This is a genomic window from Halomonas sp. CKK8, from assembly GCF_029625235.1.
Taxonomy (GTDB): Bacteria; Pseudomonadota; Gammaproteobacteria; order Pseudomonadales; family Halomonadaceae; genus Halomonas; species Halomonas ventosae.
Map to the genome: position 1 here is coordinate 3,824,421 of NZ_CP121193.1, position 21,715 is coordinate 3,846,135.

Here is a 21,715-nt window from a genome sequence, read left to right on the forward strand (position 1 = left end):
GGTCAGGCTCCTTCGGCGTCGTTGGCGGCCTCGGGCAGCGTGATGCCCGACAGCCGCTCGTAGACCTTGATCACGGCCGCGTCGTCCTCGCGGCCGAAGCCGGCCCCCTTGGCCGCGGTGAACTGCTGCAGTGCCGAAGAGGCGACCGGGGTCGGCAGGGCCAGCTCACGCCCGGTCTCGTGGACGATATTGAGGTCCTTGACGAAGATATCGACGGCGGACAGCGGGGTGTAGTCACCCTTGAGGATATGCGGCACCCGGTTCTCGAACATCCAGGAGTTGCCCGCCGAGTGGGTGATCACCTCGTAGACGGTATCCGGGTCGAGTCCCATGCGGATGCCGAGGGCCATCGCCTCGGCGGCGGTGGCGATATGCACCCCGGCGAGCAGCTGGTTGACGAGCTTCATGCTCGAGCCCACGCCGGGCGTATCCCCCAGCCGATAGACGGTGGCAGCCATGGCCTCGAGGACGGGCGCCGCCATGGCGAAGGCACTCTCGGCGCCCGAGGCCATGACCGAGAGCTCGCCGCTGCGCGCCTTGGCGGCGCCGCCGCTGATCGGTGCATCGAGCATCTCGAGTCCTACATCGGCGAGCCGCTCGCCCAGGCGACGCGCGATGCTGGGGGCCACCGTGGCACACTGCATGACCAGGCCACCCCTATGCAGGGAACCCACGACTCCCTGGTGGCCGAACAGCACCTGCTCGACCTGATCGGCATTGACCACCACCAGCAGCACGATGTCGCTGCAGGCCGCCAGTGCCGCTGGCGTCTCGGCGCTCTGCCCGCCGCGCGCCTCGAAGGCCTCGCGTGCCCCGGCGGAGATATCGCAGCCCGTGACCTCCAGGCCGCTCTCAAGCAGCGCAGTGGCCGTGCCCATGCCCATGGCCCCCAGGCCGATGACGCCGACGCGGGGCGCCCCTGTGGTTGCATCGCTCACCTGCTGGCCTCCTGATGATGGAACCATTCCCGTGACTGGTAGCGCTAACATGTTAGCGCTAACATTGTTGTAGATGATCCATCATCAGGCAGCAAGGGCCGAGAGGGAGGGTGCGACCAATGTCTAAAAACAAGACACAGTCACGTCAGCGACGAGGCTCCCACCAACCGACCCTCGCCCAAGTGGCTGAAGTGGCTGGCGTGTCCTCCATCACGGCTTCACGAGCCCTCAACGACCCCGAACGCGTCAATGCCACAACGCGACAGCGTGTCCTGGAGGCCATGGAGCATCTCGGATACGTACCCAACCTGATCGCAGGCAGCCTGGCATCGGCTCGATCCCGCTTCATCGCAGTGATCGTACCGTCGCTGGCCAACACCGTCTTCATCGAGGTCATCAAGGGGCTCCAGGCCACCTTCGAGGCGGCCGGCTATCAGATCCTGCTGGGGAACACCGACTATGACATCGAGCGAGAGCATCAACTGGTCAGAACGTTCCTGGGCTGGTCCTGCTCCGCGCTGGTTACGGCGGGACTCAAGCACACCCCGGCGTGTCGTCGATTGCTGAAGGAGTGTGACCGCCCCGTGATGGAGGTGATGGAGCTCGGGGAGGCTCTGGATCTCAACGTCGGCCTGGACCACCAGGAAGCGGGCCGCTGCATGGCCAGGCATCTGCTGGAGCGCGGCTATCGCCAACCGGTCTACGTCGGCGCACGACTCTCGGATGACTATCGCGCAAGCATGCGTTACGCGGGACATCGCGAAGTGCTGCAGGCCGCCGGGCTCGAGCCCTTGCTGATCGAACTCGACCAGCTCGGCAGTCTCGAAGAGGGGGCGAGAGGGCTGGAGCGTGTTCAAACGCACTATCCCGGGGCCGACGCCATCCACTTCGCCAACGATGACCTGGCATCCGGCGCCCTGCTGCATGCCCAGCGGCTCGGCCTGCGGGTCCCCGAGGATATCGCCATCGCCGGCTTCAATGGCCTGCCGCTGGGGCAGTACGTCACACCGCGCCTGACCACCATCCAGTCACCCCGCGAGGCCATGGGGCGACTGGCGGCAGAGCAGATCTTGAGACGACTGGACCACCAGCCGGTGACGCAACCGCAGCAGGATGTGGGCTTCACGCTCATGATCGGCCAGAGTACCTGAGGCTGGGAATCCCGCGGCCGGCCTTACGCCTCTGCGCTGACGGGGTCGAATCACGAGCGCCCTCACCCTCGCTGGTTCGGCGGCACCAGGCCATGGCGCTGCATCCGCCGGTAGACGGTGGGGCGTGACACGCCCAGCCGCCGGGCCACCTGGCTGATGTTCCACCGGGCCTGCTGCAATAACTCATGAAGGGCCTGCCCATCGTCGTCCACCGCCTCGTCGTCCCCCTGTGCCAGGGTGAGCGGTGCGGGAGGCGCATCGACCAGGCACTCCTCCGGCAGGTCATGAACGGTGATCTCGTCCCCCTCGACCGTGGCCAGGGCAAAGCCCAGGGCATTCTTCAGCTGCCGGATGTTGCCCGGCCAGCCATAGGCCAGCAGGGCACTCATGGCATCGGCGCGCAGGCGGGTGGCCTGCTCGCGCTCGGCGACCAGCGCCTCGTAGACGCTGCGGATCACGAAGTGCCGGTCGGCTCGCTCCCGCAGCGCCGGCAGGCGCAGCTGGGCACCGTTGAGCCGATAGTAGAGGTCCTCCCGAAAGTCGCCGTCACCGATCATCCGGCTCATGTCACGGTGGGTGGCGGTGATCACCCGGATGTCGACCTTCACCGGCGTCTCGGCGCCGAGAGGCATCACCTCGCGTTCCGCCAGCACCCGCAACAGCCGCGACTGCAGCGGCAGCGGCATGTCGCCGATCTCGTCCAGGAAGAGGGTGCCGCCGTTGGCCTGCTGGATCAGCCCGCGCATGCCCTGGCGGCGACCGCCGGTGAAGGCGCCCGGCAGGTAGCCGAAGAGTTCGCTCTCGATCAGCGACTCGGGGATGGCCGCGCAGTTCACCGCGACGAAGGGGCCGGTCGCCCGCGTGCCGCTGTCATGCAGGGCCCGCGCCAGCACCTCCTTGCCGGTGCCGGTCTCCCCGGTGATCAGCACGCTCACCTCCTCGTTGCGCAGGCGCCGCGCCAGCTTGAGCACCCGGTGCATGGCCGGGTCGTCCGAGGCGAGCCGGTCGAGTGCCGGCACCGGCGCCGGCGATGCCGGCAGGTCGCGCACGGCGACACGCCGCCCTCGCGGCTCGATGAGGGTGACGAAGCAGATGGCATCACTGGCCCGGGCGCGGAAGGCCCGAACCTGGTCGCCACCGGCCGAGAGGATGCCCAGGAAATCGCTGATCTCGCCGTCGAACAGCTGGGTGATCGAGGGCATGCGGTCCGGGGACCAGGAAGGCCAGCGGTGCAGGTGCTCGTCGATCAGGGCGCGCCCGCTCCCGTTGGCGGCGATGAGCGTGCCGTCCTCCTCGATGGCGATCAGCCCCCGGCCGTTGAGGTGAACGAATTCTCGCGCCGTGTCATAGCGCAGGATCAGGCAGTCGCCGTAGCGGTGCATGAAGTAGGCATCCTCGATCATCCGCGCATAGAGCGTCACCAGCGAGAGGCCGAAATTCTGGCTCTCGTGGGATCGCGGCGACTCCAGGGCCGAGATATCGAGGACGGCGATCACGTTGCCCTGGGGGTCGGTGATCGGCGCCGCCGTGCAGGTCAGGTTGATGTGGGTCGCGTCGAAGTGCTCGCCGTGATGACAGGTGATGGCCCGGGTGTCGTGGATGCAGGTGCCGACGGCACAGGTCCCCGCATAGCGCTCGTCCCAGTCGGCCCCGAGATAGAGGCCCGCCTTGCGCAGCGCCCGGTCCCGGTGGCGCTGGCCACGGAACTCCACGGTGATGCCGCGATGGTCGGTAAGCAGCAGCACGTAGCCCAGCCGGGCCACCTGGGCATGGAGCTGGTCGACCCCGGCACGGGCCACATGCAGCAGGTCGTCCACCGACTCCTGGTGGTCGCGCAGTGCCTGCTGGGTCAGCACCCGCACCGGGCGGGGTCGGCTGGGGTCGAGGCGGTATTCATCGACACAGCGTTCCCAGGAGCGACGGATCACCTCGCGGCAGGCACCGAGTCCCGTCTCACGGCCTTCGCTGAGCTGGATCAGGGTATCGATATGCTGGCGTTGTTCGGTTTGCAGGCTCATGTCTGCCTCCCGGGGTCCCGCCTCGCCAGGCAGGAAGGGGTGACGGGACCGTTGTTGTTGTCTGGCAGGCCAGCTCCCAGCCTATGCCGCCCCGGCGGAGAGTCAATCGACAATGCCTTCGCCCTTGGTCGGGCATTACAGCTGTAACGTCCTGGCCGTCATGGGCGTGACAGGTGGCACGCCATCCGCCGGCCCAGGACACCGATGCCCGGCGGGCCCCGGCCCTGCCCAGAGAACTCAATTTCCCTGTTTTTCAATGCATTGAAAGCCATGCCGGCCATCGCGTCCCGCGCCTGGCATGAATGCTGCTGTAGCCAGGGGGGATTACCCATGACGAGCAGTGGAGAACAATGATGACAACACGCACGCCGACCCAAGACGTCACCCAATGGCTGGAGCAGTTCGAGGCCGCCCTGCACGAGAGAGACCGCCAGCAGGTCGTGGACCTGTTCGGCGAGGAGTGCTACTGGCGGGACCTGGTCACCTTCACCTGGAACCTCAAGACGCTGGAGGGCAAGGAGGAGATCCAGGCCATGCTGGAGGCGACCCTGGACGAGACGCGACCCACGAACTGGCGCCTGGACGGCGAGGCCAACGAGGCCGATGGCGTGATCGAGGCCTGGATCACCTTCGAGACGGCAGTGGCCAACGGCAAGGGGCTGCTGCGTCTGAAGGACGGCCGGTGCTGGACGCTGCTGACCACCATGCAGGAGCTCAAGGACCATCCCGAGCCCAGCCGGGAGCGCCGCCCCAAGGGCGCCCAGCATGGGGCCAGCAAGTCACGCGAGACCTGGCTGGAGGCGCGCCGGCGCGAGCAGCAGGAGCTGGGCTACACGCGCCAGCCCTACTGCGTGATCATCGGCGGCGGCCAGGGTGGCATCGCGCTCGCCGCCCGCCTGCGCCAGCTGGATGTCCCCACCATCGTGGTGGAGAAGAACCCGCGGCCCGGCGACTCCTGGCGCAACCGCTACAAGTCGCTCTGCCTGCACGACCCGGTCTGGTACGACCACCTGCCCTACATCCCCTTCCCCGAGAACTGGCCGGTCTTCGCGCCCAAGGACAAGCTGGGCGACTGGCTGGAGATGTACACGAAAGTGATGGAGCTCAACTACTGGGGCGCCACCGAATGCGAGGGCGCCCGCTACGACGAGAGCAGGGGCGAGTGGATCGTCGAGGTCAACCGCGACGGCGAGCGGGTCACGCTGCGGCCGCAGCAACTGGTGCTGGCCACCGGCATGTCGGGCATGCCCAATGTTCCCCACTTCCCGGGCGCCGAGCGCTTCGAGGGCGAGCAGCAGCACTCCAGCCAGCACCCCGGGCCGGACGCCTATCGCGGCAAGAAGGTGGTCGTGGTGGGTGCCAACAACTCCGCCCACGACATCTGCGCGGCGCTCTGGGAGAACGAGGCCGACGTCACCATGCTGCAGCGCTCCTCGACCCATATCGTGAAGTCCGACTCGCTGATGGACGTGGTGCTCGGCCCGCTCTACTCGGAGGAGGCCGTGCGCAGCGGCATCACCCACGACATGGCCGACCTGATCTTCGCCTCGATCCCCTACAAGGTGCTGCCCGACATCCAGAAGCCGGCCTTCGACGAGATCCGCGAGCGGGACGCCGAGTTCTACCAGCGGCTGGAGGAGGCCGGCTTCCTGCTGGACTTCGGTTCCGATGACTCCGGCCTCTTCCTCAAGTACCTGCGGCGGGGCTCGGGCTACTACATCGACGTGGGTGCCTGCGACCTGGTCGCCAACGGCGAGATCAAGCTGCGCAGTGGCGTCGGCATCGAGTGCATCAACCCGCGCTCGGTGACCCTCACCGACGGCACCGAGCTACCCGCGGACCTCATCGTCTATGCCACCGGCTACGGCTCCATGAACGGCTGGGCGGCACGCATCATCTCCCAGGAGGTGGCCGACAAGGTCGGCAAGTGCTGGGGCCTGGGCTCCGACACCCCGAAGGATCCGGGGCCCTGGGAAGGCGAGCTGCGCAACATGTGGAAACCCACCCAGCAGGAGGCGCTGTGGTTCCACGGCGGCAACCTTCACCAGTCGCGCCACTACTCCCGGTACCTGGCACTGCAGCTCAAGGCGCGCCAGGAGGGCATCCCGACACCGGTCTACGGCCTGCAGGAGGTCCACCACCTCGCCTGATCCCCCCGCAACGGTCCGGCACGCCGAGCGTGTCGGGCCAGCACCTTCACGCTTCAAGGGAGCATCCCCTATGCAACTCAATGGCAAGACGGCGCTGGTCACCGGCGGTGGCCGCGGCATCGGACAGGGAGTCGCACTGGCCCTGGCACAGGCCGGGGCAGACGTGGCAGTCGCTGACCTGGATATCGACATCGCCAGGGAAACGGCCAGCAAGGTCGAGGCACTGGGCCGGCGAAGCCTGGCCTTGAAGGTCGACGTGGCGGAGCCCGACTCGATCAACCAGTTGGTCAATGACGTGGCAGCCGCCTTCGGCCACCTCGATATCGCCGTCAACAACGCTGGGATCATCAGCATCAAGTCGGTCGCCGAGCTCTCGGCCGATGACTGGGACCGGATCATGGCAGTCAACGCCAGAGGGGTCTTCCTCTGCACCCAGGCGGAACTGCGCATGATGCGCCCGAGACGCTTCGGCCGGATCATCAACGTGGCATCGATCGCGGGCAAGGTGGGCTTCCCGGACCTGTCCCACTACTCGGCCTCGAAGTTCGCGGTCATCGGTTTCACCAATGCCGTCGCCAAGGAGGTCGCGACGGAGGGGGTGACCGTGAACGCGCTCTGCCCGGGCATCGTCGGCACCGGGATGTGGCGAGGCGAGGAGGGGCTCTCGGGACGCTGGCGCCAGGAGGGCGAGAGCGAGGAGGCCTCCTGGGAGCGCCACCAGAAGACGCTGCTACCCCAGGGCGTGGCCCAGACCCCGGAGGACATGGGCCAGCTGGCCGTCTATCTGGCCTGTGCGGAACATGTGACGGGGCAGGCCATTGCCGTCGATGGTGGCTTTTCGCTCTGAAAGACCGAGGGCGGCGCGGTCAATACTCCACCACCACGTCGCCCAGTGGCTTGCTGCAGCAGGAGAGGATATAGCCGTCCGCCACGTCCTCGTCGGTGATGCCGCCGTTGTGCTCCATGTCGACCTGGCCCGAAGCCAGCGGGACCCGGCAGGTCCCGCAGATCCCCATGCCGCAGGCCTTGGGAATGTGCAGGCCCAGCTTGGCCGCCGCGGTGTGCACCGTGTCGCCCGGCTGGATGCGCACGCTCTTGCCGGACTGGCGGAACTCGACGCTGATCATGTCGGCGACATCGAGCTCCTCGGCCTCCGCCTCTGCCTGCTCGACATGCTCCAGGACCTCCTCCTGCACCTCGACCGGCGTGGCCCCGAAGGACTCCTCATGGTAGCGGCTCATGTCGAAGCCCTGGGCCCGGAGCAGCTGCTTGATGGCCAGCATGTAGGGCGTGGGGCCGCAGCAGAAGATCTCGCGGTCCATGAAGTCCGGCGCCATCAGCTCGAGCATCGGCAGGCCGAGGTAGCCGCGAAAGCCGGCCCAGGCGTCGCCCAGCTCGTCGCTGCGCTCGCACACGATATGCAGCCTGAATTCGGGGATCCGCGAAAAGATGTGCTCGAGCTCGCGGTGGAAGATGATGTCGCGCGGCGTCCGAGCGCTGTGCACGAACTGCAGGTCCACCGCCGCATTGGTATCGAAGAACCAGCGTGCCATGGACATCAGCGGCGTGATCCCTACCCCGCCGGAGAGCATCAGCACCTTGTCGGCGGGGTAGTCGATGACGTTGAAGTTGCCTGCCGGCCCGTGCACCGCCAACTCGTCGTTGACCCCCAGGTTGTCGTGCAGCCAGTTGGAGACCATCCCCCCCGGAATGCGCTTGACGGTGATCGAGAAGCTGTAGGGCACGGAGGGGGAGCTGGAGATGGTGTAGGAGCGCATCACCTGCTGGCCGTCGATCTCCAGTTCCAGGGTCACGAACTGTCCCGGCTTGAAGAAGAACATCACCGGCTGTTCGGCCATGAAGCAGAAGGTGCGGGTATCCCAGGTCTCCTGGATCACCTTGACGCAGCGCACCAGGTGACGGCCGTTGGTCCAGGTCTGGGTCGTGACGGGATTGAGAAAGCTCATTGTCATTGTCGTGTCGCCCGGGCTGCAGCATGAAGGCCTCCGACCGCGGTACCACCGCCAGCCGTTGAGCGCATTCTGCGCAGCCTGAGGGGCCGCGACTTGCCTGCCAGCGACACGGACATGCCCGTGGCCTCCTGCCTCCCCTCCCACCATGGCCTGTCGCGTCGCTGCCGCATCATCGCGCGTCGCGGCCAGACAACTGCCCCCCGGGCCGCTGATCCACACTCGCCGCAATCCGCCACCATCATCGCCCGTGAGCGGCCATCCACAGCACCCCGGTTTTCCCTGAACAACCCCGAGGCCGCCCGAGCGGCCCAGCTAGAGGACGTATCGTCATGGACCCCATGTCTCCCGCACGCCTGGATGATCCCCTGGCATCGGCACGCGAAGCCACCGTCGAGATGCTGTTGCACCGCCGGCAAAACTTCTCGCTGCCCCAGCCCTTCTACAACGATGCCCGGCTGTTCGCCCTGGACATGCAGGAGATCTTCGAGAAGGAGTGGCTGTTCGCCGGGATGACCTGCGAGATTCCTGCCAAGGGTAACTTCATGACCCTGGAGGTGGGCGACAACCCGGTGATCATCGTGCGAGGCGATAACGGCAAGATCCATGCCTTCCACAACGTCTGCCGGCATCGAGGCTCCCGGCTCTGCGTCAGCGACAAGGGCAAGGTGGCCAAGCTGGTCTGCCCCTACCACCAGTGGACCTACGAGCTGGACGGCCGGCTGCTGTTCGCCGGCAGCGACATGGGCTCGGGCTTCGACCTCGCCGCATACGGGCTCAAGCCCGTCAAGGTGCGCAGCGCCGGCGGCTACCTCTTCGTCAGCCTGGCCGAGGAGCCGCCGGCCATCGACGACTTCCTCGAGAGACTGGAGCACTACCTCGCCCCCTACGACATGGAGAACGTCAAGGTGGCGGTGGAGTCCAGCATCGTCGAGCAGGCCAACTGGAAGCTGGTGATCGAGAACAACCGCGAGTGCTACCACTGCAACGGCGCCCATCCTGAGCTGCTCAACTCGCTGCAGGAGTTCGACGACAGCGACGACCCGCGCGCCACGCCGTCCTACAGGGCGCTGGTGGAGCGCAAGCAACAGCAGTGGGATGCGATGGGCGTACCCTGGCGGCTCAGCCGCCTGGGCAAGCGCAACCGCCTGACCCGCACCCCGCTGCTGGAGGGCACGGTCTCGATGACCCTCGATGGCAAGCCGGGATGCCGCAAGCTGATGGGCCGGCTCGAGAGCCCTGACATGGGCTCGCTGCGTATCCTGCACCTGCCCAACTCCTGGAACCACTTCATGGGCGACCATGCCGTGGTGTTCCGGGTGATGCCGCTGGGGCCCCAACAGACGGTGGTGACCACCAAGTGGCTGGTCCACAAGGACGCCGTGGAGGGCGTCGATTACGACCCGACCCAGCTGCGCCGCGTGTGGGACGCCACCAACGAGCAGGACCGCCGCCTGGCGGAGGAGAACCAGCGCGGGATCAACTCCCGGGGCTACGAGCCAGGGCCCTACTCGGAGACCTACGAGTTCGGGGTGATCGACTTCATCGACTGGTACAGCGAGAGCCTGCTGGAGAACCTCGGCCATACCGCCCCGCACCTGAGGGTGGTGGAGGGCTGACGCCTCCCCCACCTGCCAGGAAAAAACGGCCCCCGGTGATTCACCACCGGGGGCCGTGTCGTTGGCGGCCATGCGCCCAGGTCAGGGGCTGACAGGCGCCGTCGGGTCAGCGAATCAGCGGCAGGAGATGGGTCTCCAGCGCCCGGCGGACCGAGGGCAGCAGGATCTCGCGCTTGCCCTCGAGCTCGCCGACCAGCTCGGCAACCGACTCGGCAAGCCCCGGCACACCCCCCTCGAGGGCGCAGCGCCGGGCCAGCCGGGCGCTGCTCTCGGGGCAGGCGCCCTCCGGGATACGGATGCCCAGCGCCACCAGGCGCTCACGGAAATCATCACCATCGATCAGCTCGACGATCATCATGGGCCGCCCTCCTCCGTCTCAGTCGTTCTCCGCCAGTGCCGCCTCGGCACGGCCCAGGCGACAGGCCGCATACTTGAACTCGGGGATCTTGCCGTAGGGGTCGAGCGCCGGGTTGGTCAGGATGTTGGCCGCCGCCTCCACGTAGCAGAAGGGCACGAACACCATCCCCTCGGCCATCAGCGGGTCGACCCGCGTCTTCAGGGTGATGGCGCCCCGCCGGGTGGTGATGGTGATCGGCTCGCCCGGCGTCATGCGCAGGCGCACCAGCTCGGCGGGCGCGAGACTCGCCACCGCCTCGGGCTCGAGGTCGTCGAGCACCCGGCTGCGACGGGTCATGGAGCCGGTATGCCAGTGCTCCAGCTGGCGCCCGGTGATCAGCACCGTGGGGTAGTCGCCGTCGATGGGCTCGTCCGGCGGCAGCGGGCGGGTCGGGGTGAAGGTCGCTCGCCCGCTCTCGGTGGGGAAGGCATCACTGAACACCACGTCTGCCCCGGGGGCGTCATCGGCGGGACAGGGATAGGTCACCGAGCTCTCGCGCTCGAGGCGCTCCCAGGAGATGTGGTCGAGGGAGGCCATGCCCTGCTTCATCTCGGCGAACACCTCACGCGGGTGCGTATAGTCCCAGCCCAGACCCAGGCGGTTGGCGATCTGCTGGATGATCCACCAGTCCGGCTTGGCCTCACCGGGCAGCGGCACGGCGGCGCGGCCCAGCTGCACCTGGCGGTTGGTGTTGGTGACGCTGCCGTCCTTCTCCGGCCAGGCTGAGGCCGGCAGGATGACGTCGGCGAACTGGGCGGTCTCGGTGACGAAGAGATCCTGCACCACCAGGTGCTCGAGCCTGGCCAGGGCCGCCCGGGCATGGTCGAGGTCCGGGTCGGACATCGCCGGGTTCTCGCCGAGGATGTACATCCCCTTGATGGTACCGGCGGCGATGGCATCCATGATCTCCACCACGGTGAGCCCCGGCGTCGCGTCGAGTGGGGTGTTCCACAGCTCCTCGAAGGCGGCGCGCACCTGGGCGTCGCTCACCGGCTGGTAGTCGGGCAGCACCATGGGAATCATGCCGGCGTCGGACGCACCCTGGACGTTGTTCTGGCCGCGCAGCGGGTGCAGGCCGGTACCGGGGCGGCCGGTCTGGCCGCAGGCCAGCGCCAGCGAGATCAGGCAGCGGGCGTTGTCGGTGCCGTGGACATGCTGGGAGATGCCCATGCCCCAGAAGATCATCGCCTTGTCGGCGGTCGCATAGAGCCTTGCGAGCTCGCGGATCTGCTCGGGGGCGACGCCACAGGCCGGCGACATGGCCTCGGGGGTCAGGTCGCGCACATGGGCCTTGAGCGCCTCGAAGCCCTCGGTGTGGGCGTCGATGTAGGCCTGGTCAAAGAGCCCCTCGCTGACGATGACGTTGAGCATGGCGTTGTAGAGCGAGACGTCGCCGCCGGGGGTGAAGCGCACGCTGCGATGGGCATAGGCGTCCAGCGCCTGGCCGCGGGGGTCGAGGATGATCAGCTTGGTGCCGTTTCTGGCCGCCTGCTTGAAGTAGGTGGCCGCCACCGGGTGGTTGATCGCCGGGTTGCAGCCGGTGAGGATCACCACCTCGGCCTCGAGGGCCTGCATGAAGGAGGCGGTCACCGCCCCCGAGCCGATGCACTCCATCAGCGCCGCCACCGAGCTGGCGTGACAGAGCCGGGTGCAGTGGTCGACATGGTTGCTGCCGAAGCCGGTACGCACCAGCTTCTGGAACAGCCAGGCCTCCTCGTTGGAGCACTTGGCGCTGCCGAAGCCGGCCAGGGCGTCGGGACCATGGGCCGCCTTGAGCGCGCCGAGCCCATTGGCGGCGACGTCCAGCGCCTCCTCCCAGCTCGCCTCGCGGAAATGGGTCAGCGGGTCGAGGGGGTCGAAGTCGGGGTCGAGCCCCTTGGGCACGCCCGGCCGGCGGATCAGCGGCCGGGTGATTCGCGTGGGGTGGTTGGGGTAGTCGAAGCCGAAGCGCCCCTTGACGCACAGCCGGTTCTGGTTGGAGGGCCCGTCGCGGCCCTCGACGAAGAGGATCTTCTCGTCCTTGATATGGTAGGTGAGCTGGCAGCCCACCCCGCAGTAGGGACAGACCGAATCCACGGTGCGATCGGCCGCCTGCGAGTCGCCGCGCCCCGCGGCGTCGACCAGGGTCGCCGGCATCAGCGCCCCGGTGGGACAGGCCTGGACGCACTCGCCGCAGGCCACGCAGGTGCTCTCGCCCATCGGGTCGTCGAAGTCGAAGACGACCTTGGCGGCGGCGCCGCGATGGGCCAGGCCGATGACGTCGTTGCCCTGCACCTCGCGGCAGGCCCGCACGCAGAGGTTGCACTCGATGCAGGCATCGAGGTTGACGTTCATCGCCGAATGGGTGGCGTCATGGCCGTGAGCATGGGGGAGCGCGGCGGAGCGTTCGGCGACATGGTGGACCGTGGGGGCGGCGCGCTCGGCGCGCGCCGGTAGCCGCTCGCGCACCGCGCTGGCGTCGATGGCAAGCGCCTCGGCCATGGCCCAGAAGTGGCTCGAGCGGTCGGGGCCCTCGTCGCGCTCGGGCTGGTCGGCAACCAGCAGCTCCATCACGCCCTCGCGGGAGACCCGTGCGCGCTCGGACGTGGCGCTCTTCACCACCATGCCGGGGGTCGCCTCGCGCAGGCAGCTCGCCGCCAGCACGCGCTCGCCCTCGATCTCCACCATGCAGGCGCGGCAGTTGCCGTCGCTGCGGTAGCCGGGGGCGTCCTTGAAGCAGAGGTGCGGGATGGTCTCGCCGGCGCGCCTGGCCACCTGCCAGAGGGTCTCGCCGGGAAAGGCGCTGACCTCGGCGCCATCCAGGGTCAGGGTAAAGGTCTCTTGTGCCATCGTCAGTCTCCCTACCCTTTCACGATCACGTTCTGGCCGGCGAGCTCGCCGCGGAAGTCCCGCAGCAGCCCCAGCACCGGATTGGGCGCCGCCTGGCCCAGGCCACAGATGGAGGCGTCCATCATCACCTGCGACAGGCGTTCGAGCTCCTCGACGCGCCATTCGTCGCGCTCGAGCAGGGTCAGCATCTTCTCGGTGCCGACCCGGCACGGCGTGCACTGGCCGCAGGACTCGTCGGCGAAGAAGGCCAGCAGGTTGGTGGCCACCGCCCTGAGATCGTCCTGGTCGGAGAGCACGATGATCGCCGCCGAGCCGATGAAGCAGCCCGCCTCCTGCAGGGTGTCGAAGTCCAGCGGAATATCGGCCTTGCTCGCCGGCAGTATCCCCCCGGAGGCGCCCCCCGGCAGGTAGCCGGCCAGGCGATGTCCCTCGGCCATGCCACCACCATACTCCTCGACCAGCTCGTTCAGGGTGATGCCGGCGGGGGCCAGGTGGACCCCGGGGCGCCGCACCCGCCCGGAAAGCGAGAAGCTCCTCAGCCCCTGGCGACCGTGGCGGCCGTGCCCGGCGAACCAGTCGGCGCCCTTCTCGTGGATCAGCGGGATCCAGTAGACGGTCTCGACGTTGTTGACCAGGGTCGGCTGGCCGAAGAGCCCCTTCTGGGCGACGAGGGGCGGGCGATGACGCGGCTTGCCGGGCTTGCCCTCCAGCGACTCGATCATCGCCGACTCCTCGCCACAGATGTAGGCCCCGGCCCCCCGACGCAGCACGATATAGCCCGACTCGACCAACCCCGCGGCCTCGAGCTCGGCGATGGCCGCGTGCAGCACCCGGTGCAGGCCGGGGTACTCGTCACGCAGGTAGATATAGAGCGCGCAGGCCTCCACCGCCCAGGCGCTGACCAGGGCCCCCTCGAGGAAGCGGTGCGGCGAGCGCTCCAGGTAGTAGCGGTCCTTGAAGGTGCCGGGCTCGCCCTCGTCGGCGTTGATCGCGCAGTAGCGCGGCCCCGGCTCCTGGCGCACGGAGCGCCACTTCTTGAAGGTGGGGAAGCCGGCGCCGCCCAGCCCGCGCAGGTTGGCCCGCTCGAGCGTCTCCATCAGCGCCTCGACCGTGACGCGTCCCTCGCGGCAGTCGGCGAGCAGTCGGTAGCCGCCCGCGGCGCGATAGTCCGCCAGGCGCTGCCAGACGATTGCCTCGGGATGGAAGTGGCCGGTATCCACCACCGCTTCCACGCCCTCGGCGGTGGCGAACAGCACATGGTGGTGCCCCACTTCCACCACCGGCGCCGTCTCACAGCGGCCCATGCAGGGCGCCCGCACCACCCGCACCGCCTGCGGGTCGACGCCGGCCTCCAGTTGCGCCTTGAGCGTCGCCGCGCCGGCCAGCTGGCAGGAGAGCGAATCGCAGACCCGCACCGTCACCTCCGGCGGCGGCGCCTGGTCGTCGTGCACCACGTCGAAGTGGGCGTAGAAGGTCGCCGTCTCGTAGACCGCCGCCATGGGCAGGTTCATGTAGGCGGCCAGTGCCCGCAGCGCCACCAGCGAGAGATGGCCCTGGGCATCCTGGATGGCGTGCAGGTGCTCGATCAGCAGGTCGCGGCGCCGCAGCCCCGGATCGCTGCGCTCGTCGCCAAGCAACTGGCGCAGCGAGGCAAGGGCGACGGGGGGCAGGTCACGGCCACGGGGCCTGCCGCGAAAGCGGCGCTTGGGGGTGACGGTCTCGACGGTCATGGCGGGCTCGTTGTAATGCTTGTGAGGTGGCGCGATATCGACAGCTTGCTGCCCATTGGCGGGCGACGACGGCCATCATCGGCATGGTGTCACCCGCCCGAGATCAGGACAATGGCCGGGCGCCGCGCCGGTGAGCGAATGGATACGAGGATGTCGCTCTCAGCACGTCTCGCCGTCGGCTGTCTCCTCAATGACAGCATAGGCCACCATCTCGACGAGCATCTCCTCCCGGGAGAAACCCGAGACGATGATCGCCGCGCGATTGGGATAGGGCGCGCTGACGTACTCGGCATAGAGGCGATTGACCGTGGCCAGGTCCTCGCGACGGGTCACGTAGATCAGCACCTGGGTCAGGCTGGCCATGCCACCCCCGGCACAGGCCAGGGTGTGGCGCAGGTTGTCCAGGGTCTGGCGGGGCTGGGCCTCGATCCCGCCGTCGACGACGGCCCCATCGGCGCCGATGGGGATCTGGGCGGTGAAGAGGATGCCATTGCCGATGACGGCCCACTCCAGCGGGGCCTTGGCGGCACAGAGGTCGGTGGCGACGGGTTGGATCATGGAAGCGTCCCGTGAGGTCGATACCCGAACTGGCTGGCCGCGCCGCCCTTTGGCGCTAACCCTCGGCCAGCTCGGGTGGCGCCTCAAGCAGCCACGCTGCCATGGGGGTCGATGACGAATTTCTTCGCGGCACCGCCGTCGAAATCAGCGTAGCCCCTGGGTGCCTGGTCCAGGGTGATCATCTGGACATTGACCGCATCGGCAATATTCACCTTGCCGAAGAGGATCGCCTGCATCAGCGGCCGGTGGTACTTCATCACCGGGCACTGGCCGGTATGGAAGCTATGCGACTTGGCCCAGCCCAGGCCGAAGCGCATGCTCAATGCTCCCTGCTTGGCGGCGTCGTCGGCCGCGCCGGGGTCCTCGGTCACGTAGAGGCCGGGGATGCCGATCTGGCCGCCGGCCCGGGTCAGCGACATGGCGGAGTTGAGCACGGTTGCGGGGGCCTCCCTGCCATGGTTGCAGCCACAGGCGTGGGCCTCGAAGCCGACACAGTCGACGAAGGCATCGACCTCGCGCTCGCCGAGGATCGTCTCGATCCGGTCGGCCATGTCGCCCTCCTGGGTCAGGTCGAGGGTCTCGCAACCGAAGCTGCGGGCCTGGGCCAGGCGCTCCTCGATCATGTCACCCACGATCACGCAGGCAGCCCCCAGCAGCTGGGCGGAGACCGCCGCCGCCAGGCCCACCGGGCCGGCACCGGCAATGTAGACCGTGCTGCCCGGCCCGACGCCCGCGGTCACACAGCCATGGAAACCGGTGGGGAAGATGTCGGAGAGCAGGGTCAGGTCACGGATCTTCTCCATGGCCTGGTCGGCATCCGGGAACTTCAGCAGGTTGAAGTCCGCATAGGGCACCATGACGTACTCGGTCTGGCCGCCGACCCAGCCGCCCATGTCGACGTAGCCGTAGGCCGCCCCCGGGCGCGCCGGATTGACGTTGAGGCAGATCCCCGTCCGGCCCTCCTTGCAGTTGCGGCAGCGCCCGCAGGCGATATTGAACGGCACGGACACCAGGTCACCCGGCTTGATGAACTCGACGTCGCGGCCGGCTTCGATGACCAGGCCGGTGATCTCGTGGCCCAGCACCAGGCCGGACGGCGCGGTGGTGCGCCCGCGCACCATGTGCTGGTCGCTGCCGCAGATGTTGGTGGTGACGACCTTCAGGATCACGCCGTGGTCGCACTTGCGATTGCCGAGGGCGAGTTCCGGATAGGCGATGGATTCGACGGCGACGTTACCCGGGCCCTTGTAGACGACTCCGCGGTTGGCTGCACTCATGGCTGGCTCCTCGATATTGTTGTAACGGACGGCGTTGTAGCGTGGCGGAGGCTTCCGCTGCTCCAGCCTAGGCGCTCCCGGGCAGCCCACTTGCCCCAGAGAGGCACCCGCATGCCTCCTCGAGACATCGCCTCGCCCCCTGGGGCCGACAGGCCGCCGAGGGTCGCATTCAGGACATCGCCCGCTCCTTCCGCTCCCGGCATGCTCGGCCCCGGCCATCGGGCGGCGGGCGGAGGGGGTCGACCTCGCGCCGACGAACAGGCATGGTTGTGCTCTATGTCCCGTCACGGCCCCTGAGACCAAGGAGGAACTTCCGATGTCGAACCGTCTCGCAAGACGCCTGTGCCTGTCCGCCCTGCTGTCGCTGCTGGCCCTGGCCTCCCAGGCCGTTGCCCAGCAGGCATCGCCGGGAGCCGAGGTCGAGACCGAGCAGTTCCGGGACTGGGAGGTGATCTGCCCGCCCGAGCGCAGCCAGGGGGCCTGCACCATGAGCCAGCTGGTCACCAATCCGGACAGCAATGACCCCCTGATGCGGGTGATCGTGGGCTACCCCCCGGAACTCGAGGGACGCCCGGCGATGACCTTCCTGCTGCCGCTGGGCGTGCGCCTCGCCCCGGGCCTGCAGCTGAGCGTGGGCGGCGGCGAGCCGGCCCAGTTCCCCTACCAGGTCTGCCTGGAGCAGAGCTGCCGCGCCGACCTGCCCCTCGAGCCCTCGATGGTCCAGGCGCTTCGCGGCGGCAGCAGCGCGACCCTCAGCCTGATCGGGCCGCGCGGCAACCGCATGGACCTGGACATCTCCCTGATGGGCTTCACCGACGCCAGCCAGCGCATCGCGCCCTGACGGTCACGCCTGCCCCGCAAGCACGACAGCCCCGGCACCTGGCCGGGGCTGTCGTCGTCTGGCTGGCCGCGTGATCAGCGGGTCAGGACGCCCTCCTCGCGCAGCAGCTTGAGGATCGCCTCGGCGCCCTGCTCCGGCGTGGCGTCGGCAAGCACCTGTCCCCCCCCGCCTTCGGCCTTGGCCGCCGCGGCCTTGAAGCGGTCCCGCGCCGAGGCGGCCTTGACGATCTTCAGGCGTTTGGGCCGCTTGCGGGCCGGGACCATCTGCCACTCGGCCAGCGCAGGGTCCTCGATCACCGGGGCCTCGGCGACCTCCAGCCGCCCACGCCGCGCCGGTCCAAAGGCACTCTGGCGGGCTGCCGGGGCCGCGGCGTCCACGGTAAGGATGGCCGGCAGGCGGACCCTGAGGCGACGCCGCTGACCGCGGGGCAGCGCCTGCAACAGGGTGGCGATGCCGTCCTCGACCCCTTCCACCGCCGCCAGACCATTGACCAGGGGCCAGCCGAGCCGCTCGGCCAGCAGGTAGGGCAGCAGGCCGGAGCCCTCGCCCTGCTCGGCCCGCTCCCCGGCAATCACCAGCTGCGGTGGGGCCGCCTCGAGGCGCTCGGCCAGGGCCGGCAGCACGTCGGCACCCGGCGCCTGCTCGATCAGCGTCAGCGCCTCGAAGCCCATGCCCAGGTAGTCGCGCAGGGCCGCCTCGCTGGCCTCGTCGAGGACGCCGGCATGCAGCAGGCTGACCTCGGCCCCCGGGGTCGAGCGCGCCAGTTCCACGCCGCGAGCGTCCCGGTCGGCCCGCCGGCGACGGCCGGTGAGCGGGTGGCGACCGACGGAGACCAGCACGGTGACCGCCAGGTTCGGTGCCATACCCTTCTCAGGCTGCATCACGCTTCTCCTCTCTGGACTGCTCCACCAGGGCCACCAGCGCCTCGAGCACCGGGGCCGAATCGCCGATCACCGCCAGGTCGGCGCGCTTGATCATGTCGCAGCCGGGATCCATGTTGATGGCCACGACCTTGTCGCAGCCCTGGATGCCCTGCAGGTGCTGGATGGCCCCCGAAATGCCCACGGCCAGATAGACCCGCGCCGTGACCCAGGTGCCGGTGGCGCCGACCTGGCGGTCGCGGGCCATGTGGCCGTCGTCCACCGCCACCCGGGAGGCCCCCTCCGTCGCCCCCAGCACCCTGGCGGCGTGGTGGAAGCCGTCCCAGTCGTTGACGCCATTGCCTCCCGACAGGATGAACTCCGCCTCGGCCAGGGCCACGCCGGCAGGGTCCACCGCCACCTGCCCCAGGTCCTCGACGCGCGACAGGATCGCGGGCAGCTCGCTGCCGAGCGCCAGCGGCTCGGCCGCATGACGAGTCTCGTCCACCGGCTCGGCGCACTCGGCCAGCGCCAGGGCGACGCGCGGCAGGGGGCGCAGGATATCCAGGCTCTCCGCCGCGCCCCGGGCGGTACAGCGCCATCCCAGCGGACTCCCGGCGTCGGCCTCCAGTTGCCAGACACCGGTCGCCGGCCGCTCCCCCAGCCGGGCCGCCAGGCGCCGCCCCAGGTCGGCCCCCCCCAGGGGGGAGTCGGGCAGCAGCCAGTGGCGCGGCGCCAGCTCGCGCTCCACGGCGGAGAGCGCCGCCAGCCGCGCCTGGGGGGCGAAGCCGGCATAGGCATCGTCCTCCAGGTGCAGGACCCGGTCGATGCCTGCCTCGCCGAGCGCCTCTTCCCGGTGTTCGCCGAAGAGGATCACGACGACGGCGCCGGGGCGGTCGATGTCGGCATCGGCGAGGCGCCGCGCCAGGCCCAGCAGGTCCTTGTCATGGCCGGAGAGGCGCCCACCGGCCATGTCCGGCACCACGGCGACGAGGAAGGCGGGCTCCGGAATCTCGACACGGCGGCGATCATCCTTGACCGCCTGGCGGGTGCCTCCCGGGGCCTCGCCGCCCTGCTGGGCGCCGCTGCGATCGATACGCTTGACGCCATTGGGGCCGATAAAGCCGATGGCGTGGGGGTTCCTGCGCACCACCCCCTGGGGGCCCAGCCACTCGCTGGCGGCCCCGCCGCCCCCGATGTCGCCAAGGGCGGCCAGCACACTGGCGTGCTCGGGGTGCAGGCGGTTGCGAGCGACCCACTCGCGGCGTGGGTCGCGACGACGAATCTCGGTCATCAGACCTCCTCCTCCAGCACGGGTTGGCGGGATGACGGTGTCACCTTGGCGGCAGGACGTGCCACCAGGGCATCGGCCACCAGCTCGGCGATATCGCGCACCTCGGCACCGGCATCGACGACGCCTTCCAGCATGGCGGTGCACTGCGGACAGCCCACCGCCACCAGCGAGGCGCCGGTCGCCTCGACATCGTTCATGCGCATGTCGGGGATGCGCCGCTTGCCGGGAATATCGGTGATCGGGGCGCCACCGCCGCCGCCGCAGCAGCGCGAGCGAAAGCCGGAGCGCTCCATCTCGGCAACCTGGATGCCCAAGGCGCGTAGGACATTGCGCGGCGCCTCGAATTCGCCGTTGTAGCGGCCCAGATAACAGGGGTCGTGATAGGTCACGCTGCCGCCCTTCCAGGGCCGGAAGGCCAGGCGCCCGGCCTCATGAAGCTCGGCGATGTAGGTGCTGTGGTGATAGACGCGGTAGTGGCCGCCGAGCTCGCCATACTCGTTGCCCAGCACATGGAAGCTGTGGGGGTCACAGGTGACGATATGCTGGAAGCGATACTTGGCCAGGGTGGCGATATTGCGCCTGGCCAGGCTCTGGAAGGTCGCCTCGTCGCCCAGGCGCCTGGCCACGTCACCGCTGTCGCGCTCCTCGTTGCCGAGTACCGCGAAATCCACCTCTGCCGCGCGCAGCACCTTGACCAGCGCACGAAGGGTGCGCTGGTTGCGCATGTCATAGGCGCCATCACCCAGCCACAGCAGCACGTCGACCTGCTGCAGGTCCGCCATCAGCGGCAGCTCGAGGTCGGCGGCCCAGTGCATGCGTGCGCCGGGGTCGAAGCCGCCGGGATTGTCGGTGGCGATGAGGTTATCGAGGACCTCGGGGGCCTTGTTGGGCGTCTCGCCGCGCTCCAGGGTCAGGAAGCGGCGCATGTCGACGATGGCGTCGACGTGCTCGATCATCATCGGGCACTCCTCCACGCAGGCCCGGCAGGTGGTGCAGGACCACAGGGTCTCGGCATCCACCAGCGCCTGGCCCTTCTGCGCCACGATGGGGCCATGGGGGCTACCCTGATGCTCACCAACGGGTTTCCCAGGATAGGGGCTGCCGGCGTAATTGGCATCACTGCCCCCGGCCATGCCCACCACCATGTCCTGGATCAGCTTCTTGGGATTGAGCGGCTGGCCGGCGGCGAAGGCCGGGCAGACCGCCTCGCAGCGTCCGCACTGCACGCAGGCATCGAAGCCAAGCAGCTGGTTCCAGGTGAAGTCGGCGGGCGTCTCGACGCCCAGCTTGGCGTCGTGATCCTCCAGATCCAGCGCCTTGAGCCCGGTGGAGCGGTTGCCCTCACCGAAGCGCTCGGCGCGGCGATGGAAGGCCAGGTGCAGGGCACCGGCGAAGGCGTGCTTCATGGGCCCGCCCCAGGTCATGCCGACGACCATCTCGGCCAGGCCCCAGACCACCATGGCAGTCAGCGCTAGGGCCAGTAGCCAACTGCCGACGTCGGCGGGCAGAATGCCCACCGTGGGCAGGGTGACCAGAAAGACGCCGAGCGAGAAGGCCATCAAGCTCTTCGGCAGGCGCATCCAGGGTCCCCTGGAGAGCCGGGCGGGCGGGTTGCGCCGGCGCCGGGCCACGAACAGGCTGCCCGCGAACATGGCGGCGCTGGCCGCCAGCAGCAGCCAGCCCAGCACGCCCCCCGGCCCTTCTGAAGCGCCCAGGCCCAGGCCATGCACCAGGATCATCAGCACGGCGGCGGCCACGAAGCCACCGGCGGTGGCCACGTGGGTGTTGGACATCACCTTGTCGCGCCCCACCACATGGTGCAGGTCCACCAGGTAGCGACGCGGCAGGGCCGCCAGGCCCTTGAATAGCGGCACGTCGGAAGGCCGCCCCTGGCGCCACAGGCGAACACGCCGCCGGGCACCGGCCACCGCCACGACCAGGGCGGCGAAGATCAGTATCGGTAGCAGGGTCTCGAGCATCTCGCTCACCTCATCGACAAGCTGGAAGCGGGAAGCCGGAAGCTGAAAGGAAGGGCGAAAAACGCATCTTCGACTTCCAGCTTCGAGCCTTGGGCTTAGGGTTA

At 68.8% G+C, this 21,715-nt stretch carries 16 protein-coding genes; 5 read left to right on the forward strand and 11 right to left on the reverse strand.

The genetic code is table 11. The annotated features are described in order from the left end of the window. Positions 1-2: 2 nt before the first annotated feature. Positions 3-938: an L-threonate dehydrogenase gene (gene ltnD, locus P8934_RS18090; protein WP_278032238.1), complete on the reverse strand. Its 936-nt coding sequence runs from the start codon at positions 936-938 to the stop codon at positions 3-5. A 119-nt stretch (positions 939-1,057) separates the two neighbouring features. On the opposite strand from ltnD, the gene P8934_RS18095 reads away from it, so the two are divergent. Continuing rightward, positions 1,058-2,089 carry a LacI family DNA-binding transcriptional regulator gene (locus P8934_RS18095; RefSeq protein WP_278032239.1) on the forward strand — a complete coding sequence of 344 codons (1,032 nt, stop codon included), beginning with the start codon at positions 1,058-1,060 and terminating at the stop codon, positions 2,087-2,089. 62 nt (positions 2,090-2,151) lie between these two features. Here P8934_RS18095 and P8934_RS18100 read toward each other — a convergent pair whose 3' ends face one another. After that, entirely contained in the window at positions 2,152-4,107 is a 1,956-nt protein-coding gene (locus P8934_RS18100; protein ID WP_278032240.1) for a sigma-54-dependent Fis family transcriptional regulator, read from the reverse strand. Positions 4,108-4,460: 353 nt separating this feature from the next. Between P8934_RS18100 and P8934_RS18105 the strand changes: the two genes are divergently transcribed. Continuing rightward, entirely contained in the window at positions 4,461-6,257 is a 1,797-nt protein-coding gene (locus P8934_RS18105) for an NAD(P)/FAD-dependent oxidoreductase (protein ID WP_278032241.1), read from the forward strand. 70 nt (positions 6,258-6,327) lie between these two features. Next, the gene (locus P8934_RS18110) at positions 6,328-7,104 is read left to right on the forward strand and encodes an SDR family NAD(P)-dependent oxidoreductase (RefSeq protein WP_278032242.1); all 777 of its coding nucleotides are present in this window, start codon (positions 6,328-6,330) and stop codon (positions 7,102-7,104) included. 19 nt (positions 7,105-7,123) lie between these two features. Here the strand turns inward: P8934_RS18110 and P8934_RS18115 are convergent, their stop codons facing one another. Next, on the reverse strand, positions 7,124-8,230 hold the full coding sequence (locus tag P8934_RS18115) for a hybrid-cluster NAD(P)-dependent oxidoreductase (protein WP_278032243.1): 1,107 nt from the start codon (positions 8,228-8,230) through the stop codon (positions 7,124-7,126). A 329-nt stretch (positions 8,231-8,559) separates the two neighbouring features. Here P8934_RS18115 and P8934_RS18120 point away from each other — a divergent pair, with 329 nt between their 5' ends. Further along, positions 8,560-9,846, forward strand: a complete 1,287-nt coding sequence (locus tag P8934_RS18120; protein ID WP_278032244.1) for an aromatic ring-hydroxylating dioxygenase subunit alpha — start codon at positions 8,560-8,562, stop codon at positions 9,844-9,846. Positions 9,847-9,952: 106 nt separating this feature from the next. Here P8934_RS18120 and P8934_RS18125 read toward each other — a convergent pair whose 3' ends face one another. The 5 genes from P8934_RS18125 to fdhA all read right to left on the reverse strand — a co-directional run bounded on the left by P8934_RS18125 (position 9,953) and on the right by fdhA (position 16,637). After that, a complete protein-coding gene (locus tag P8934_RS18125) occupies positions 9,953-10,204 on the reverse strand; it encodes a hypothetical protein (protein WP_278032245.1) in 252 nt (83 codons plus the stop codon). An 18-nt stretch (positions 10,205-10,222) separates the two neighbouring features. Then, positions 10,223-13,072 carry a formate dehydrogenase subunit alpha gene (fdhF, locus tag P8934_RS18130; protein WP_278032246.1) on the reverse strand — a complete coding sequence of 950 codons (2,850 nt, stop codon included), beginning with the start codon at positions 13,070-13,072 and terminating at the stop codon, positions 10,223-10,225. Positions 13,073-13,083: 11 nt separating this feature from the next. Then, positions 13,084-14,802 carry an NADH-ubiquinone oxidoreductase-F iron-sulfur binding region domain-containing protein gene (locus P8934_RS18135; RefSeq protein WP_278032247.1) on the reverse strand — a complete coding sequence of 573 codons (1,719 nt, stop codon included), beginning with the start codon at positions 14,800-14,802 and terminating at the stop codon, positions 13,084-13,086. A gap of 159 nt (positions 14,803-14,961) precedes the next feature. Then, a complete protein-coding gene (locus tag P8934_RS18140; RefSeq protein ID WP_278032248.1) occupies positions 14,962-15,360 on the reverse strand; it encodes a RidA family protein in 399 nt (132 codons plus the stop codon). A gap of 83 nt (positions 15,361-15,443) precedes the next feature. Next, positions 15,444-16,637, reverse strand: a complete 1,194-nt coding sequence (gene fdhA / locus P8934_RS18145) for a formaldehyde dehydrogenase, glutathione-independent (protein ID WP_278032249.1) — start codon at positions 16,635-16,637, stop codon at positions 15,444-15,446. A 316-nt stretch (positions 16,638-16,953) separates the two neighbouring features. Here fdhA and P8934_RS18150 point away from each other — a divergent pair, with 316 nt between their 5' ends. Then, positions 16,954-17,478, forward strand: coding sequence for an invasion associated locus B family protein (locus tag P8934_RS18150; protein WP_278032250.1), 525 nt, complete (start codon positions 16,954-16,956; stop codon positions 17,476-17,478). 74 nt (positions 17,479-17,552) lie between these two features. Here the strand turns inward: P8934_RS18150 and P8934_RS18155 are convergent, their stop codons facing one another. The 3 genes from P8934_RS18155 to P8934_RS18165 are packed head-to-tail and all read right to left on the reverse strand — an operon-like array spanning position 17,553 to position 21,611. Beyond that, the gene (locus P8934_RS18155) at positions 17,553-18,359 is read right to left on the reverse strand and encodes an electron transfer flavoprotein subunit beta (protein ID WP_278032251.1); all 807 of its coding nucleotides are present in this window, start codon (positions 18,357-18,359) and stop codon (positions 17,553-17,555) included. Then, the gene (locus P8934_RS18160) at positions 18,349-19,632 is read right to left on the reverse strand and encodes an electron transfer flavoprotein subunit alpha/FixB family protein (RefSeq protein WP_278032252.1); all 1,284 of its coding nucleotides are present in this window, start codon (positions 19,630-19,632) and stop codon (positions 18,349-18,351) included. The genes P8934_RS18155 and P8934_RS18160 overlap by 11 nt, the downstream gene beginning before the upstream one ends. After that, complete coding sequence (locus P8934_RS18165; protein WP_278032253.1) at positions 19,632-21,611, reverse strand: (Fe-S)-binding protein; 1,980 nt, start codon at positions 21,609-21,611, stop codon at positions 19,632-19,634. The genes P8934_RS18160 and P8934_RS18165 overlap by 1 nt, the downstream gene beginning before the upstream one ends. Positions 21,612-21,715 lie beyond the last annotated feature (104 nt).